Raw genomic sequence first — 14,665 nt, 5'->3', positions numbered from 1 at the left:
GTGCCTGCCCACCAGACCGGTGACACCGGGTGGTCTGATGGGCCCATGGCCTACTTCGAGCGCATCGACAGCCTGACCGTCCGCCCCACGGCGCACACCGGCGGCGCCTGGACACAGAGCGAGCAGCACATCGCGCCGGCCCTCGGCCTGCTCGCCCATCTCGTCGAGGTCGACCGCGACGCTCGCCGCGACGACGGGCTGCCGCTCGTTCGGCTGGCCTGCGACATCCTCGGGCCCGTCCCCGTGCAGCCGTGCACGCACGAGGTGCGCGTCGTGCGGCCGGGGCGGACCATCGAGCTCGTCGAGGCGACGCTCTCGCACGGGGGCCGCGCGGTCGCCGTCGCCCGGGCCTGGCTCGTCGCCGCCGGGGAGACCAGCGCCCTCGAGCACAGCGACCTGCCGCCCATGCCGGCGCCGGGTGACACCGAGCCGTGGGACCCGAGCAGCGTGTGGTCGGGAGGATTCATCGCGAGCGTCGAGGTGCGCCGCGAGGCGGTCGAGCCGGGGCGCGGGCGGGTGTGGGTGCGCACCGACGTGCCGCTGGTCGACGAGCCGCACAGTCACCTCGCCGCGACGGCTGGTCTCCTCGACATCGCCAACGGGATGAACGTCCTCGCCTCACCCCGGGAGGTCCTCTTCCCGAACGTCGATCTCACCGCGCACCTCTTCCGACAGCCCGAGCCGGGCTGGCTCGGGCTCGACACGACGGTCTCCTTCGGACCCGCCGGCCACGGGCTGACCTCGAGTGTGCTCCACGACGAGCGAGGGGCCTTCGGCACCCTCGCCCAGGTGCTCACCGTCCGGCCGGTCAGCCCTTCTGCGTGACCACGGACTGCAGCTCGCCGACGGTGACCTGCTCGGTGGAGGACATGATCTGGGTCGCCGAGCCCGTGGCGTCACCCGAGATCGAGATCTCCCAGACGTAGCTGGCCGTCAGGGTGTGCGTGCCGGCGGTGGACCAGCCGGAGGCGAAGCCGCAGGTCGGGTCCGACCAGCCGTGCGTCGCCGAGTCGTACTTGGTGCCGGTGGTCGTGCAGGTGGTCGTCGTGCCGTCCCCGAGCGACCACTTCACCTTGGAGACCTTGGCGGTCGCGGTCACGGTGTAGGGGCCGGCCGTGGCCGTGGTCGACATCGAGGGCAGCGCACCGCCGGTGCCGTCGCCGACCCACAGCCAGACGGGCAGGCCGACGGTGCCGCGGCAGGCGCCGGTGTCGGTCTGGCAGGGGGAGGCGCCGATCTCCGGTCGGCTGAGGTCGAGCCGGCTGATGGCGGTGATGCGGGCGCGGGCGATGGCCTGCGCAGGCGTCTCGTCGTCCGGCGCGTCCTCGGTCGCGTCATCCTCGCGGATGATGCGGTCGTTGTACGCCGCCATGCACGAGATGGACAGGGCGTCGCCGTCGCGCAGGCAGATCTCGATGACCTCCTCCATCGTGTACATGCGCGGTCCGGAGGAGGTCGAGTCGCCGGACTCCGACTGACCACCGGTGGTGCCGCCGCTGTTGTTGTTGCCGCCGCTGTTGTTGCCGCCGCTGTTGTTGTTGCCGTTGTTGTTGTTGCCGGACTGGCACCACTCGGCGCCGACGATGACGGAGCCACCTCCAGTGTCTCCCCGACCACCCTCTCGGCAGTCGGCCGTGGCGCTGGCCTGCGGGAGGGCGGGCGTGAAGAGCAGGAGGGCTCCGGCCAGGAGCGTGGTGGCTAGGCGTCGCACGGGGTCCCCTTCTTGTCCTTGTCAGGCAGGTTGCGCGACCGGTCGAGCTGCCAGGTCGTGCCGTCGTCGGTCGTGGAGTAGGTGTTGAGGTAGGTGTCGTGCCGAGGCTTCTTGGGCAGCACCTTGGTCGGGTCGTTGGGGTGCGCCGTGACGTCCTTGCCGTCGACGATGATCCGCGTGGTGTCGACCGTGCACGCATAGGCGGTGAGCTGCCCGCCTCCCGGAGCATCGGGGTCGGACTCGCCGAGATGCAGCGACTCGGTCGTGATCTTGCCCGTGAAGACCGCACCCGCCTCGGTGAAGTCGGCGGCTGCCGCGTCGAAGCGGGTGCGGAAGCCATCGGTCGCCCAGGTGGCGTCCTCGGGCAGGGGCTTGCTGGGGTCCGCGGCGCGAAGCTGCTTGTCGATGGCCCGGACCTGCTCCATGGCGTGCTCGTCGTCGGAGGTCGTCGAGGTGCTCGCCGTGGCGGACGAGGTCGGGTCGGACGTGCCGGACTCGTCGTCGCCGCAGGCGCTCAGGGTCAGCAGCGAGGCGGCGCAGGCCAGCGCGGCGATGTCTCGTGTGCGCACGCGGCGCATGCTCGTCCTCCCGATCGTGGTCGTCGATCCGGTCGGGCGCCGACTGCCAGGGCCCCACCTCGGGCCAGATTAGCGAGAACACGCCACGGGCGGCAGGGGAGGACTCCCCCTGCCGCCCGTGGCGTGCGTCTCTGTCGGGTCAGGCGTGCCGCGGGGTGTAGCGGCTGTGCCGTGCCGTGTAGCGCGAGTTGGAGCGGCGGATCGCGATGGCGCCGGCGACGACGAGCAGTGTCCAGACGCCGAGGGCGATCCAGCCGGCGAGCCAGGTGGCGGCCGCGCCGATGAGGACGACGGCGGCCAGCACACAGGCGACCGCGATGAGGTTGCGGCGGATGGCCGCGACCGACTCCGGGCTGGCGTGGCGGCGGCGCAGGTTGTGGCCCACGGGTGCGGCGACGTGCTCGACCTCGTCGACCGGCTCGGTGACGATCGTCTGGCCGGGGACGGCCGCCTCCTCGACGGCCTCGCGGTAGGCGAGTCGCGGGATGACCGCGGTGTCCACCGTGTCGTCGTCGGTCGCCAGCATGGCCTCGAGGTCCTCCGCCTGGATGGCCCAGGTCGGCAGGTCGGTCGGGGCGGTGCGGGGAGAAGTCGTGCGCGCCGTGCTCATGAGGGCTATGATCCCGCGCTTCCCGGCCGTTGTCGTGCACGTCCGGCGCCCGGGCGTGTCTCGAGTCGCGCCACCTCATCGGCCTCACGTGCCACACGTGTCTCGAGGTCCTTCGTGCGGTCGCGGGCGGCGACGAGCGCGGCCCGCGCCTCCGACTCGGCGAGGCGGGCCGCGGCCAGCTCCCGCTCGACGTCGCGCAACCGGTCGCGAGCGGTCTCGAGGGCCTGCTGGTGAGCACGCTCCGCGGCGCTGACCTCCTCCGCGTCGTCGCCGGGGTCGTCCGGCAGGGGCGGCAGGAGGCGAAGGGGGGTCGCCACCGCGTCGTCGAGCTCGACCTCACCGAAGCCGGCGTACGCCAGAGGGCGGAGCAGCTGACCCGAGGCCACCGCCGTGCCGCTCGCCTCGTCGGCGAGCGCGGCGACGGCCGTCGCCGCCACGGAGTCCTGCACGCCGGCGGACCAGCCCAGGCCGTGCTCGTGGGCGGCGCGACCGGCGGCCGCGACGAAGGCGTCGATGCACTCCCTTCGCTCGGGTCGGGCCGCTGCGAGCGCGGCTCCGTCGCCACTGGCCTGGGCGGCGCGCATCCGCTCGCCGAGGGCGAGGAGCGCGGCCACGACCTGCGGCTCTTCCCGCGCGACGACGTTGACGAGGTGCGCGGGGACGGTCGGCTTGCGCAGGGCCTTGATCGCGGCGGCCAGGTCGGCGTCGCCCTCGTCCTTGGCCGCGGTCACCCACCGGGTGCGGGTGGCGACGAAGTCGGCCAGGGGTGCTGCGTAGACGTCGGCGACGGCCTCGCTCAGCTCCACGGGCTCAGGCGCGCTCGTCGGCGATGCGGGTGAGGCGCCCGACGTACCGGGCCCAGCGCCCTTCGTCCCACTCCGGCAGGTTGTTGCCCTCGGAGCGCAGCCCGACCCGACCGTCGATGTGCTCGCGCAGGATGTCGGCGTGACCGGCGTGGCGGGCCTCGTCGAGGGCCATGTGCACGATGACCTGCCCGAGCGTCACCGAACGGCGCTCCGGCGGCCACCAGGCCACGGTGCCGGGGGCGTCCACGGGCAGCGCCTCGATCGTCGCGTCGGCGTGGGCGAAGCAGGCCGCGCTCCAGGCGAGCACGTCGGCCATCGACTCGCCCTCGGTCGCAAACATGTCCTCGTTGTCGTCCGGGTCCACCCCCTCGGCCTCCCACGGGAGCACCAGGTCGCTCGGCCGACCGAAGGTCTCGCCGAAGTAGCCCAGCTCGCACGCCGCCGCATGCTTGTACAGGCCCAGCAGGTTGGTCCCCGTCGGCGTCCGGGGCAGCCGCGCCTCCCGCTCGCTCAGCCCCTCGAGCTTGAGCAGCAGCGCCGCCCGCTGGGCGCGCAGGTGGTCGTGCAGGGCGGTCTTGAGGTCGGCCATGGGACCAGCCTGCCACCGGGGACCTACTGCGAAGCGGGCGAAGGGGGACGGAGCGGACGGGCGAGGAGGGTCGGTGCAGCGTCAAGCCGACGTCGAGAACGACAAGGCGCCCACACGAGGACGAAGGACGTCGGCAGCGCGCCGGCCCTCCTCGCCGGGAGCGGGGGGCACACGGTCGTGGCTTCGAGACGCTCGTTCCGCCCACGCGGCGCGTGGGACCCAGCTCCTCAGCCAGCGGTGGGGTCTCGTCCAGAGATCCCCAAGGTGGGCGGCCTACCGTCGTGGGATGGCTCCGACATCTCACCCCGGGCGTTGGCTGGCCGGGCTCACCCTGCTCCCCGTCGCCGGCACCCTCGTCGCCGCGGCGCTGCAGTACGTGCGCACGGATCAGACGGGGGCCGTCTTCACCTTCCTCTTCTGGAACCTCTTCCTCGCGTGGATCCCCTTCCTCCTCGCGCTCGCGATGACCGGGCTGGACCGGCTCCGGGCCCCCGGGTGGCTGCTCGCCGCCGTCGGCGTCGTGTGGCTGCTCTTCCTGCCCAATGCGCCGTACATCATCACGGACTTCATCCACCTCGACTGGATGCACGGTGCACCGCTGTGGTTCGACGCCCTGCTCATCGGCTCCTTCGCCGGGACGGGGCTGCTGCTGGGCCTCGCCTCGCTGCTGCTCGTGCACCGGATCGTCGCCGCCCGGATGGGGGCGGCCGCAGGCTGGGCGCTCGCCATCGGCTCTTTGGCCCTGACCTCGCTCGGCGTCTACCTCGGCCGCTTCCCCCGCTTCAACTCCTGGGACGTGGTGACCAACCCGCGTGGTCTCGTCGACGTCGTCCTCGGCCGACTCCTCGACCCCTTCGGCAACCCCTTCCTCCTGCAGTTCGCCGCGGCGATGACCGGGGGTCTGGTCGCCGCCTACCTCGTGACGTGGGGCATCGGTCGAGCCCTCGAGGGCGGTCATCGGGGTGGGGTGGCACAGTACGGCGGGTGAGCACCCCCGCCCGCCCCGCGCAGGAGCGGCCGCCCGTCCCGGCCGAGATCAAGGCGCTCGTCGCCGCGGCCTTCGTCATCGCCGTGGGCTTCGGCCTCATCACCCCGGTCCTGCCGCAGTTCGCCCAGAGCTTCGACGTCGGCGTCACCGCCGCCTCCGTCATCGTCTCGGCCTTCGCCTTCTTCCGTCTGCTCTTCGCCCCTGCGGGCGGTGCTCTCGTCACCCGGCTCGGGGAGCGGCCCGTCTACATCCTCGGGCTGGTCATCGTCGCCCTGTCCACGGGCGCCTCGGCCTTTGCCCAGTCCTACTGGCAGCTGCTGATCTTCCGCTCGCTCGGCGGCATCGGGTCGACGATGTTCACCGTCTCGGCGATGGCCCTGCTCGTGCGCATGGCCCCGCCACTCATCCGCGGCCGCGTCTCGTCGATGTACGGCAGTGCCTTCCTCATCGGCGGGGTCATCGGCCCCGTCATCGGCGGCGCCCTGGGCGAGCTCGGGATGCGGGTGCCCTTCGTCGTCTACGGCGTCGCGCTGCTGCTCGCCGCGGCCCTCGTCGCGATCATGCTGCGGGGGACTCCCCTTCGCGCCGACCCGCTGCAGGGCGCACTGCCGCCGATGACCGTGCGCGAGGCACTCGGCGACAGCGCCTACCGCGCCGCTCTGGTGTCGGCCTTCGCCAACGGGTGGACCAACTTCGGTGTGCGCGTGGCGATCCTTCCGCTCTTCGCCGTCGCGGTCGTGGGGGAGACGTGGGCCGCCGCCGTCGCCCTCGCCGCAGGTGCGGCCGCGACCGCCATCACCCTGCAGTTCTCCGGTCGGATCGCCGACACCCTCGGCCGCCGCCTACCCATCCTCGTCGGCCTCGGCCTGAGCGCCGTCGGCATGGGCGCCATGGGTCTCGCCGGTGGCCTCGTCGGCATCCTCGTCCTGACGACGGTGCTCGCCGCCGGCGCCGGCCTGCTCAACCCGGCCCAGCAGGCCACCGTCGCCGATGTCGTCGGCAACGGCCGGTCCGGGGGCAAGGTGCTCGCCGCCTTCCAGATGTGCCAGGACGCGGGCGGCATCGGTGGGCCCGTCGTCATCGGCGCGGTCGCCGACCTCTGGGGCTGGCAGTGGGCCTTCGCGCTCAGCGGGCTCGTCAGCGCCCTCGCCATCATCCCGTGGTCGCGGGCCCGCGAGACCCTGGCGGCACCCGCGGGATGATCCGGCGCCCTCCGCGCGTTGCCCCCGACATGCAGATCGACATCTGGTCCGACATCGCCTGCCCCTGGTGCTACATCGGCAAGCGGCGTCTCGAGACCGCCCTGACCGACCACCCGCAGCGCGACGACATCCAGGTCACCTGGCACAGCTACCAGCTCGACCCGTCGCTGCCGGAGCACTACGAGGGCACTGAGGCCGACTACCTCGCCTCGCGCAAGGGGATGCCGGTCGAGCAGGTGCGCGAGATGTTCGGTCACGTCGCCGAGCAGGCCGCGGGCGAGGGCCTGGCCTACGACTTCGACCGCCTCGTCGTCGCCAACTCCGCCCGCGCCCACGAGCTGCTCCACCTGGCCAAGGAGCGTGGTCTGGGTGACGAGGTCAAGGAGGCACTGCTCTCCGGTCACTTCGAGCACGGCCTCGACATCGGTGACGTCGACGCGCTCGTCCGGGTGGGAGTGGCCGCCGGTCTGGACGAAGGGGAGGTCCGCGCCTCCCTCGCGGACGGCCGCTACGAGGCCGCCGTCGCGGCCGACATCGACTTGGCGCGCCAGATCGGGGTGACGGGTGTGCCCTTCGTCGTCGTCGACATGAAGTACGCCGTCTCCGGGGCCCAGCCGCCCGAGGTCTTCCGCGAGGTCGTCGGATCGAGAACGACGACTCGTGGTTGCGCAGCGCCGCGCTCTGGGTGTTCGCGCACACGACGCGGACCGGGGTGACGAGGATGCGGAACGCGCTGGAGCCGTCGTGGCTGTTGAGCGCGGCGATGTTGAGGTCGACGCGGTCGGTGCCGCCGACCGTGAGCGAGTCCGGCAGCTGCATCGTGATGAACACCTGCCGCCCGCCGCGCAGCGACCCGGCGGTGTCGAAGATCGCGCCCGACTCGTCGGCCAGCAGGTTCAGGAACTCGGCGTGGTCCTCGTTCTGCAGCGGGGTGTAGCCACCACCGACGACGCCGAGCGCTTCGGGCTCGCCGGTGAACGGGTTGGTGCGCACCGTGGCGAAGCCGGGGACCTCGATCGCGGTGACGCCGCCCTCGCTGACCTCGGCGGTGGTGAGCGGCAACTTGCGAACGTCCCAGCCGCCCAGGTGGCCGAGCCTCATGGCCTCCTCGGCGGTGAACGCGCGGTCGCGAACGGTGGTGCCCAGGCGGTGCCAGGCGTCCTTGCGGGCGAAGACGGCTGCTGCCTGCGTGCCGTGGGTCTCGATCTCGTGTGACATGTCGGGGTCCTCCCGGGTAGCGGATCAAACGAACTGAGTTCATTCTATGGTTTCTATTCCACTGAGGGCGGTTCTCCACAGGAAGAACCGCCCTCAGGTGGGGGAGGGGAGCCGATCAGGCGGCGCTGTCGCTGGCCTCGTCGCTGGCCTCGGCGGCGTCGGCGTCGCTGTCGTCCTCGGTGCTCGGCTGCGGCTCCTCGCCGAGCAGGATCCGCTCGACCTCGCTGGGCTGGTAGCCCCACTCCACGAGCGCGCCGAGCACGCGGGCGTCCCACGCGGTCGGGTTGCGCCACGAGTGCTTGCCGGTCGTGGCCTCCCACGCGGCCACGACGGCGGCGAGCGTGGTCATGGTCGCGGCCTTCGGCGTGCTCGCCTTGGTCGCGATCTTGTGGCACTCGTCGTGGCCCGCGCCGTAGTAGCCGGTCGGTCGGTCGACACCCAGCAGCGTGAAGAGCATCGGGTGCCTGTGGTCCATGGCCTTGCTCAGCGAGTGGTGTCCGGTGACGACGGCCTCGCAGATCAGGGCCTCGGCTCCCTTCGGGGCGGTCTTGCGGGCGACGAAGGTGGCCAGCCACTCGCGGCGCACCGTCTCCGCGCTCGCCCAGGCCTTGTTGTTGGCGATCACGCGGCGGCGCTCCTCGCGGCGGGCCTCGGCCTCCTCCTCGCTCTCGCCCTCGTCGCCGCTCTCGGCGGGGGCGCTGCCGGACCCTCCGCCGCGACGGCGCAGGCCGGAGGCGTCGAGGTCGGTGACGACCCACACCGGCACGTACTGCTGGTAGGGCTCGGCGGGCTCGTAGTCCTCGTCCTCGTCGGTGCCGTCCTCGCTCTCCTCGTCGTACTCGTCCTCGGGGTAGACCCACTCCTTGACGACGTGGACGCGAGCGCCCGGGACGTTGGGCCACTCCTCCTCGGGCAGCGGCTCGCCGTCCTCGGTGACCAGCCGCTCGATGCGCAGCACCTCGTCGGCCTCCTCGACCTCCTCGGCGCTCAGCACCGGCAGGCCCTCGGCCCGCAGCCGCTCGACCTCGGCGGCGTCGGCCTCGCGCCCGGCGGCCTCGTCGCGCAGCCGCTGGGCCTCGTGGGTCAGCGAGCGCCGCCACTTCTTGGTGTTCTCCAAGCGCTCGACGGCCTCGCGGTCGTGCTCGAACTCGGCGAAGATCGCGGCCTCCTCCAACGTCAGGTCGCCGGAGTCGAGCCGGTTGCGGCTCTGGTCGGCCTTGGTGACCGCCAGGGCGGCGTTCACGGTGGGGCGGTCGATGCTGGTGCGCTTGGCGATCTGCGCGGCGCTCACGCCGAGCAAGGCCAGCTGCTCCACGCCCGCGACGATCTCGGCCTCGCGCATCCCGGCACGGTGGATGTTCTCGACCATCTGGTCACCGATTCGGTCGGCGTCGGCGGGCTGGGGCACGACGCGGGCCGGGATGAGGCCGGTGGGGGTGCCGACCTCGGCGGCGGTGACCGTGCGGCGCTGGCCGCGCAGCAGGACGTACTGGCCGTCCTCGTTGCGGTAGACCGTGACGGCCTCCAGGACGCCGCGCTCCTTGATCGACTTGCGGAATTCCTTGTGGTCGGGTCGCAGGTCGTTTCGGACGTTGGTGCCGATGATGATGTCGGCGGGGTCGAGGTGCAGGAACTCCTCGGCCGCGACGGTCTCGGTGGCCTCGTCGGTGGCGGTGTCGGCGGGGGTCTGGATGGTGTCGGTCATGTTGCGGTCCTCCGTGAGTAGAATAGAAAGAACTGACAGGACTAAGTCTCCCAGCGGGGGCCGACGGCTACCGGGCCACGGGCCGAACCTGTGGAAAGGTGGGCACCCGGTGAGGGTGGGGATTACCCCGGCCTCGGCGGGCGTGGACTTCGCTGCGGCGGCGCGGCGCAGCCGCACCTCGTAGCTGGCTGGAACGGAAGGAATCGAACGAGGGTGGGAACGGCTGCGCAGGGCCCCGACCGGGAATGCAGCGGCGTTGGTGTTAGTCGCTGCAGCTCGGCGCCGGCGGATGAGACCAGGGGAGTGACAAGGTGACGAGCCAGACCACTACCCCGGTCGGGATCTACTGGAAGCCCGGCGTGTGGGACCTCGCCCGGTCGGCCTACATCGCCGACCTGGACGCAGACGCCGACTCGCCCGGCTCGTTCGTCGGCTGGCTCGCCCAGGCGCTCGAGCTGCACGCCCGGCGCTCACCACAGCAGCGGGCCGAGCTCGCGGCCGCGGGCGAGAAGCACCCCGCCCTGGTCAGCGTGACCCGCAAGAGCTTCAACAAGAAGCACGACCTGCCGGCCTCGACAATCGAAGCGGTCGAAGACGCACTCGTGGCCGACCGGCAGGAGCTCGGCCGGATGCTCGCCCGCTCCGCGTTCGCCCAGGAGGCGGTGATCGTCGCCGCCGAGGATGCTCGCCGGCGGCTGGGCCGCGAGTTGCCGCCGCCTCCGCAGAAGCTCAGCAACCGTCCGCCGCGACGCCGACCGGCGCGATAGCCCGAGACGACGCCGGGAGGGTTGTGTCGGTGGCACGCCCTACCGTTCAACCAGGTCAAGAGCCCAGCCCGCACGCCTCCGGACGTGGGCTGGCGGCAACCGCGTCACCCGACACGGTGCCCTTCGGAGAAGACCCGGGCCGCGCGCACCCTGCCGCCGCCACGACGGGAAGGAACCACCCATGCACAAGTACGAGCCCTTCGAGTACCGCGGACACCGCTACGACATTCAGACGATCGCCGCGGACCTCGAGTTCGTTGGCCTGCGTCGGTCGCTTGAGGCCGCGAAGGCCGCCGGCCGCACGCTAAGCGGCATCGAGGGGATGTTCATGGAAGAGATGCGGGACACCATCCTCAAACGGGCTCGCGGCATCCACCAGAACACCCGGCTGGGCATGCCTGAGGCGGTCTGCTCCTGCGGCCTGATCGTCCCCGCCGACGTACCCCTCGACCGGGCAACGGGCCACCTCGACGACCAACTCTGGGAGCCGGTACGAACCATGCTGGTCAGTTGCTCCAACGACTGGTGGCGCGAAGGTCTCCCCTGCCGCGCGTACTGCCAAGCCTGCGGCTGGCTGGGCGAGGACGCGCCGTACGCCGAAGCGGAGCAGGCACGGCTGGCGCACACCTGTGAGGAGTCACGATGAGCATCCGGATCACCCAGACGACCGTGGCCGGCTTGGAGACGACCACCGATGCCGACGACCTGGCCGGCGTCATCCTTGAGGCCACCTGCACGGTCACCATCGAGGGCGTGGTCGATCTCGACGCCTTGCGCTTCGAGGGCGAGCCACTCGACCCCTCCGCGTGGGACGACCCGGACCTGGAGGATGCCTGCAACTGGTGGGCTACAGCGCACCGCGTCTTCGTAAACGGCACGCAACTCTTCGGCGCGACCACGGTGGAAGGTGAGCTCGTGTTCGTGTCCGGTGGCGGGATCCGCCCGCAGGAGACCTGGGGCGAGGTGATCGCCGTTTACTGGGACAGCTCGGTGTTCCAGGGTCCGCAGGAAGGCGTAGGCCTGGCGCAACGCCTCCCCGTCCTCCCGGCCCACGTAGCCGCCGGCAGTCAGCGCCGCCAAGGCACCCAGGGTCGAGGAGACCCGCAGCGACCGGTCGGCGCGACCGTGCACCAACTGCATCAGTTGCACCGCGAACTCCACGTCGCGCAGCCCGCCCGAGCCGAGCTTCAGCTGACGGCGCGCCTCCTTGGCCGGGATGTGTTCCAGGACGCGGCGTCGCATCGCCTGCACATCGGCCACGAAGCCGTCCCGCTCGGCCGCGGTCCAGACGAACTCGGCGGCCATGTCGGTCCACTCGATGCCCAGGGCCAGGTCGCCGGCGACCGGCCGGGCCTTCAGCAGGGCCTGGAACTCCCAGGTCTTGGCCCAGCGCTCGTAGTAGCCGCGGTGGCTGGCCAGGGTCCGGGTGAGCGGCCCCGATCGACCCTCCGGACGCAGGTTCGCATCGACCGGCCAGATGGTGCCCTCGGCGGTCTGCTCGGAGCAGACCGCCGGATGTCGAGCTCGGCGAAGGTCACGCCCAGCAACTGCGAGAGTCGGGTGGCGTAGCCCTTCGACGTCTCCCCGGTGGCGAAGCCCGGCATGGTGAAGGCCAACACGTCCGAACGCGGCCGACCGAGCCGATCCATCGCCTTGCAGGCCACGATCAGGGCGTGCGTGGAGTCGAGCCCGCCGCTGACCCCGATCACCGCCTTGGGGGTGCCGATGGCCCGCAACCGCTGCTCCAGGCCAGCGACCTGGATGTGGTAGGCCTCGTAGCAGTCCTGGGCCAGCCGGGCCGGGTCATCGGGCACGAACGGGAACCGGTCCACCTTGCGGAGCAACCCCAGGTCATCGGTGGGCGGCTCGAGTTCGAAGGAGATCTCGGTGAACTCACCGTCCCCGATCTCCAGGGCACGGGCGTTGTCGTCGAAGCTGCCCTGACGCAACCGCTCCTGGGTGATCCGGCCCAGGTCCACGTCGGCCACCGTCAGGGTGGGGCGTTCACCGTGCGGAGCGGCGAACCGTTCTCCCTCGGCAAGCAGGGTGCCCAGTTCGTAGATCATCGTCTGGCCGTCCCAGGCCAGGTCGGTGGTCGACTCCCCCTGCCCGGCGGCCGCGTAGACGTAGCCGGCCAGGCAGCGGGCGCTGGCCGAGGCGACCAGCTGACGCCGGTCCTCGGCCCGGCCGATGGTGATCGGCGATCCGGACAGGTTCACCAGCAGCGTGGCTCCGGCCAGCGAGGCCCGCGCCGAGGGCGGCACCGGCACCCACATGTCCTCGCAGATCTCCACGTGCAGGGCCAGGTCGGGCAGGTCGGTGGCGCGGAAGATCAGGTCGGGACCGAACGGCACCTCGATCTCGTCGGCCAACTCATCCTCGAAGTCGTCCTCGAATCCGTCGGGCCCGGCGCTCGCCTGGTCCTGCTGGGCGCGGCGCAGCCCGGGCAGGGTCAGGTACTCCCCCTCCAGGCCGACCCCCGAAGCGAAGTGACGCTTCTCGTAGAACTCCCGGTAGTTCGGCAGGTAGGTCTTGGGCGCGACGCCCAGCACCTCACCGTCCTTGACCACCACCGCGCAGTTGAAGAGTCGGTTCCGGTGTCGGATCGGGGCACCGAAGACCAGGACGGGGGTGAGCCCTTCGGAGTCGGCCGCGATCCGTCGGATCTGGGCATGCACCGTCTCCAACAACGCGTCCTGCAACAGCAGGTCGTCGATCGCGTAGCCGGTCAGCGCGAGCTCCGGGAAGACCGCGACCGCCACCCCGCGGGCGTGGGCCTGCCGGGCAGCGGCGACGATCCTGCTGGCGTTGGTCACCGGGTCGGCGATCGCCACCGGAAGGGTGACGGCAGCAACCCGGGCGAAGCCATGGGCGTAGAGCGAGTCGAAAGCAGTGTTCTCGGCCACGCACCGAGCCTAGTGGGCGCCGACCTCGCTGCGGGCACCGGACGCGCGGCTGCTGCTGGCCCGCTTCATGGCCCAGAGCAACCCGAAGGCGAAGCCCGCCGCCACCGCCTCAAGGATGATCAGCGCGATCGCGAACCCTCCGGGGTTGCCGTCCACGACCAGGCTCCACAGTCGGCCCGCCAACAGCCCGCCGCAGACCAGGCCCAGCATCCACAGTGCCACCGGCTTGAGCGAGTCGCGGAAGAGCCCGGCAATGCTGATCGCGGAGAAGGCCACGTGCATGCCGCCGTAGTTGGCGATGAACTCGTTCTGCGAGTGCGCGTTCAGCGCCAGCCAGCCCGCGTTGTGGGCGGCATTCGGGTTGAAGATCGCATTCACCGCGATGTAGCCGAAGAGCAGCGCCGAGATCACCAGCACCACCGTCACGGTGAGCCGACCCAGCGGGCCCAGGTCGCGGACCGATCCTCCGCCGACCGGGATTTCAGGCGACGACATCCACGTCCTCCTTCTTCCACGACGCCTGCTTGCGCATCTCGGGGGTGACCTTGATGGTGCCGACGTGCACCGGCGCTCCCTCCTCGGGGGTCCAGCCGGGCGGACCGAAGACATAGCCGAGCTTCTCGCGCAGTGTGCCCGCCTGCTTCACGTCGCGGGCGATGGCGACGTACTCGTGGGTCTGCAGCTTCACCATGTTGTAGGTGTTCACCGGCTTGGTGAGCCCGTACAGCGGCCGGTTGATCTCCTCCTGGAAGGAGCCGAACATGCGGTCCCAGATGATGAAGATGCCCGCGTAGTTGCGGTCCAGGTAGAGCGCATCGCTCCCGTGGTGGACCCGGTGGTGGCTCGGGGTGTTCATGATGAACTCGACCGGCCGCCACATCTTGTGGACTCGCTCGGTGTGCACCACGAACTGGAAGACCAGGTTGACGCCGTAGGCGGTGAAGATCATTGCCGGGTGGAATCCGAGGAACGCCAGCCCCAGCCACAGCAGGTAGTGCAGCGAACCGTTCCACTTCTGGCGCAGCGCAGTGGAGAAGTTGAAGTACTCACTCGAGTGGTGCACCTGGTGGGTGGCCCACACCAGACGCACCCGGTGGCTGATCCGGTGGGCCCAGTAGTAGACGAAGTCGACGACCACGATGGCCACCACCCAGCCCCACCAACTGTTCGCCGGGATCTGCCAGGGCGAGATGGCGTAGAGAGCGATGTAGGCGCCGAAGAAGACCAGCTTCAACAGACCCGAGAAGAGGAGGGACACGAGTCCCATCGACATCGAGGTGACGGCGTCCTTGCGGAAGTAGGAGCCGATCGCGTGCTGCGACTCCCCCGAAGGCAGCTTCTTGCTGGCCTCGGACTCGGGCTCCTTCTCCTCCAACAACCACGAGGCGAGCGCCTCGAGAGTGATCAGGGCGAGGAAGAACGGAATGGCCAGGACTGTCGGTTGCTTCACCCCGTCAGGCAGGGAGTTCCAGAAATCAGCGAGCATGGGAAGAACTCTATGTGACCACATGGTCACATGCAAGCGGATTCGTGGGCTTGCTCACATTTCTTCACCCACGACGAGTGGGGCACCCGTCCTGCGGAT

At 70.9% G+C, this 14,665-nt stretch carries 14 protein-coding genes, 3 pseudogenes and 1 riboswitch; of the genes and pseudogenes, 6 read left to right on the top strand and 11 right to left on the bottom strand.

Going from position 1 to position 14,665, the window contains the following annotated elements:
- Window positions 1-45: 45 nt before the first annotated feature.
- On the top strand, window positions 46-825 hold the full coding sequence (locus tag AB4Y78_RS08285; protein ID WP_441713296.1) for a thioesterase family protein: 780 nt from the start codon (window positions 46-48) through the stop codon (window positions 823-825).
- Here the strand turns inward: AB4Y78_RS08285 and AB4Y78_RS08280 are convergent.
- From AB4Y78_RS08280 to AB4Y78_RS08260, 5 genes are all read right to left on the bottom strand, one after another.
- On the bottom strand, window positions 809-1,711 hold the full coding sequence (locus tag AB4Y78_RS08280; protein ID WP_441713295.1) for a hypothetical protein: 903 nt from the start codon (window positions 1,709-1,711) through the stop codon (window positions 809-811). The genes AB4Y78_RS08285 and AB4Y78_RS08280 overlap by 17 nt on opposite strands.
- Window positions 1,699-2,280: a hypothetical protein gene (locus AB4Y78_RS08275; RefSeq protein ID WP_265230181.1), complete on the bottom strand. Its 582-nt coding sequence runs from the start codon at window positions 2,278-2,280 to the stop codon at window positions 1,699-1,701. Before AB4Y78_RS08275 ends, AB4Y78_RS08280 begins: the two co-directional genes overlap by 13 nt.
- Before the next feature lie 148 nt (window positions 2,281-2,428).
- Window positions 2,429-2,899 carry a hypothetical protein gene (locus AB4Y78_RS08270; RefSeq protein ID WP_387357167.1) on the bottom strand — a complete coding sequence of 157 codons (471 nt, stop codon included), beginning with the start codon at window positions 2,897-2,899 and terminating at the stop codon, window positions 2,429-2,431.
- A 5-nt stretch (window positions 2,900-2,904) separates the two neighbouring features.
- Entirely contained in the window at window positions 2,905-3,705 is an 801-nt protein-coding gene (locus AB4Y78_RS08265) for a hypothetical protein (protein WP_441713294.1), read from the bottom strand.
- A gap of 4 nt (window positions 3,706-3,709) precedes the next feature.
- The gene (locus AB4Y78_RS08260; protein ID WP_441713293.1) at window positions 3,710-4,294 is read right to left on the bottom strand and encodes a DinB family protein; all 585 of its coding nucleotides are present in this window, start codon (window positions 4,292-4,294) and stop codon (window positions 3,710-3,712) included.
- 286 nt (window positions 4,295-4,580) lie between these two features.
- Here AB4Y78_RS08260 and AB4Y78_RS08255 point away from each other — a divergent pair, with 286 nt between their 5' ends.
- The 3 genes from AB4Y78_RS08255 to AB4Y78_RS08245 are packed head-to-tail and all read left to right on the top strand — an operon-like array spanning window position 4,581 to window position 7,200.
- Complete coding sequence (locus AB4Y78_RS08255; protein ID WP_441713292.1) at window positions 4,581-5,282, top strand: DUF1361 domain-containing protein; 702 nt, start codon at window positions 4,581-4,583, stop codon at window positions 5,280-5,282.
- The gene (locus AB4Y78_RS08250; RefSeq protein ID WP_441713291.1) at window positions 5,279-6,484 is read left to right on the top strand and encodes an MFS transporter; all 1,206 of its coding nucleotides are present in this window, start codon (window positions 5,279-5,281) and stop codon (window positions 6,482-6,484) included. Before AB4Y78_RS08255 ends, AB4Y78_RS08250 begins: the two co-directional genes overlap by 4 nt.
- A 29-nt stretch (window positions 6,485-6,513) precedes the next feature.
- Entirely contained in the window at window positions 6,514-7,200 is a 687-nt protein-coding gene (locus tag AB4Y78_RS08245) for a DsbA family oxidoreductase (protein WP_265230175.1), read from the top strand.
- Here the strand turns inward: AB4Y78_RS08245 and AB4Y78_RS08240 are convergent.
- Window positions 7,184-7,702, bottom strand: a pseudogene (locus tag AB4Y78_RS08240) (DUF932 domain-containing protein); the annotation flags it as partial. The gene AB4Y78_RS08245 and the pseudogene AB4Y78_RS08240 sit on opposite strands and share 17 nt — an antisense overlap.
- A 115-nt stretch (window positions 7,703-7,817) precedes the next feature.
- Window positions 7,818-9,407: a ParB/RepB/Spo0J family partition protein gene (locus AB4Y78_RS08235; protein WP_259908832.1), complete on the bottom strand. Its 1,590-nt coding sequence runs from the start codon at window positions 9,405-9,407 to the stop codon at window positions 7,818-7,820.
- A gap of 311 nt (window positions 9,408-9,718) precedes the next feature.
- On the opposite strand from AB4Y78_RS08235, the gene AB4Y78_RS08230 reads away from it, so the two are divergent.
- Together AB4Y78_RS08230 and AB4Y78_RS08225 are read left to right on the top strand one after the other, a co-directional pair.
- Complete coding sequence (locus tag AB4Y78_RS08230; protein WP_259908831.1) at window positions 9,719-10,174, top strand: hypothetical protein; 456 nt, start codon at window positions 9,719-9,721, stop codon at window positions 10,172-10,174.
- Between the two features lie 53 nt (window positions 10,175-10,227).
- A riboswitch (SAM riboswitch) is annotated at window positions 10,228-10,346 on the top strand.
- 9 nt (window positions 10,347-10,355) lie between these two features.
- Window positions 10,356-10,820: a hypothetical protein gene (locus AB4Y78_RS08225; protein WP_282072733.1), complete on the top strand. Its 465-nt coding sequence runs from the start codon at window positions 10,356-10,358 to the stop codon at window positions 10,818-10,820.
- Window positions 10,821-11,161: 341 nt separating this feature from the next.
- Here AB4Y78_RS08225 and AB4Y78_RS08220 read toward each other — a convergent pair.
- The 4 genes and pseudogenes from AB4Y78_RS08220 to AB4Y78_RS08205 form a co-directional block, all read right to left on the bottom strand.
- Window positions 11,162-11,680, bottom strand: a pseudogene (locus AB4Y78_RS08220) (bifunctional [glutamine synthetase] adenylyltransferase/[glutamine synthetase]-adenylyl-L-tyrosine phosphorylase); the annotation flags it as partial.
- Between the two features lie 56 nt (window positions 11,681-11,736).
- Window positions 11,737-13,080: pseudogene (locus tag AB4Y78_RS08215) on the bottom strand (NAD(+) synthase); the annotation flags it as partial.
- A 9-nt stretch (window positions 13,081-13,089) separates the two neighbouring features.
- A complete protein-coding gene (locus tag AB4Y78_RS08210; protein WP_265230173.1) occupies window positions 13,090-13,575 on the bottom strand; it encodes a DUF4345 domain-containing protein in 486 nt (161 codons plus the stop codon).
- The gene (locus AB4Y78_RS08205; protein ID WP_259908823.1) at window positions 13,562-14,566 is read right to left on the bottom strand and encodes a sterol desaturase family protein; all 1,005 of its coding nucleotides are present in this window, start codon (window positions 14,564-14,566) and stop codon (window positions 13,562-13,564) included. The genes AB4Y78_RS08210 and AB4Y78_RS08205 overlap by 14 nt, the downstream gene beginning before the upstream one ends.
- Window positions 14,567-14,665: the final 99 nt, after the last annotated feature.

It is taken from the genome of Janibacter sp. RAF52, assembly GCF_052114035.1.
Classification (GTDB): Bacteria; Actinomycetota; Actinomycetes; order Actinomycetales; family Dermatophilaceae; genus Janibacter; species Janibacter hoylei.
Note: the sequence above shows the minus strand (reverse complement) of the source record. Positions and strands in the feature narration are given on the sequence as shown.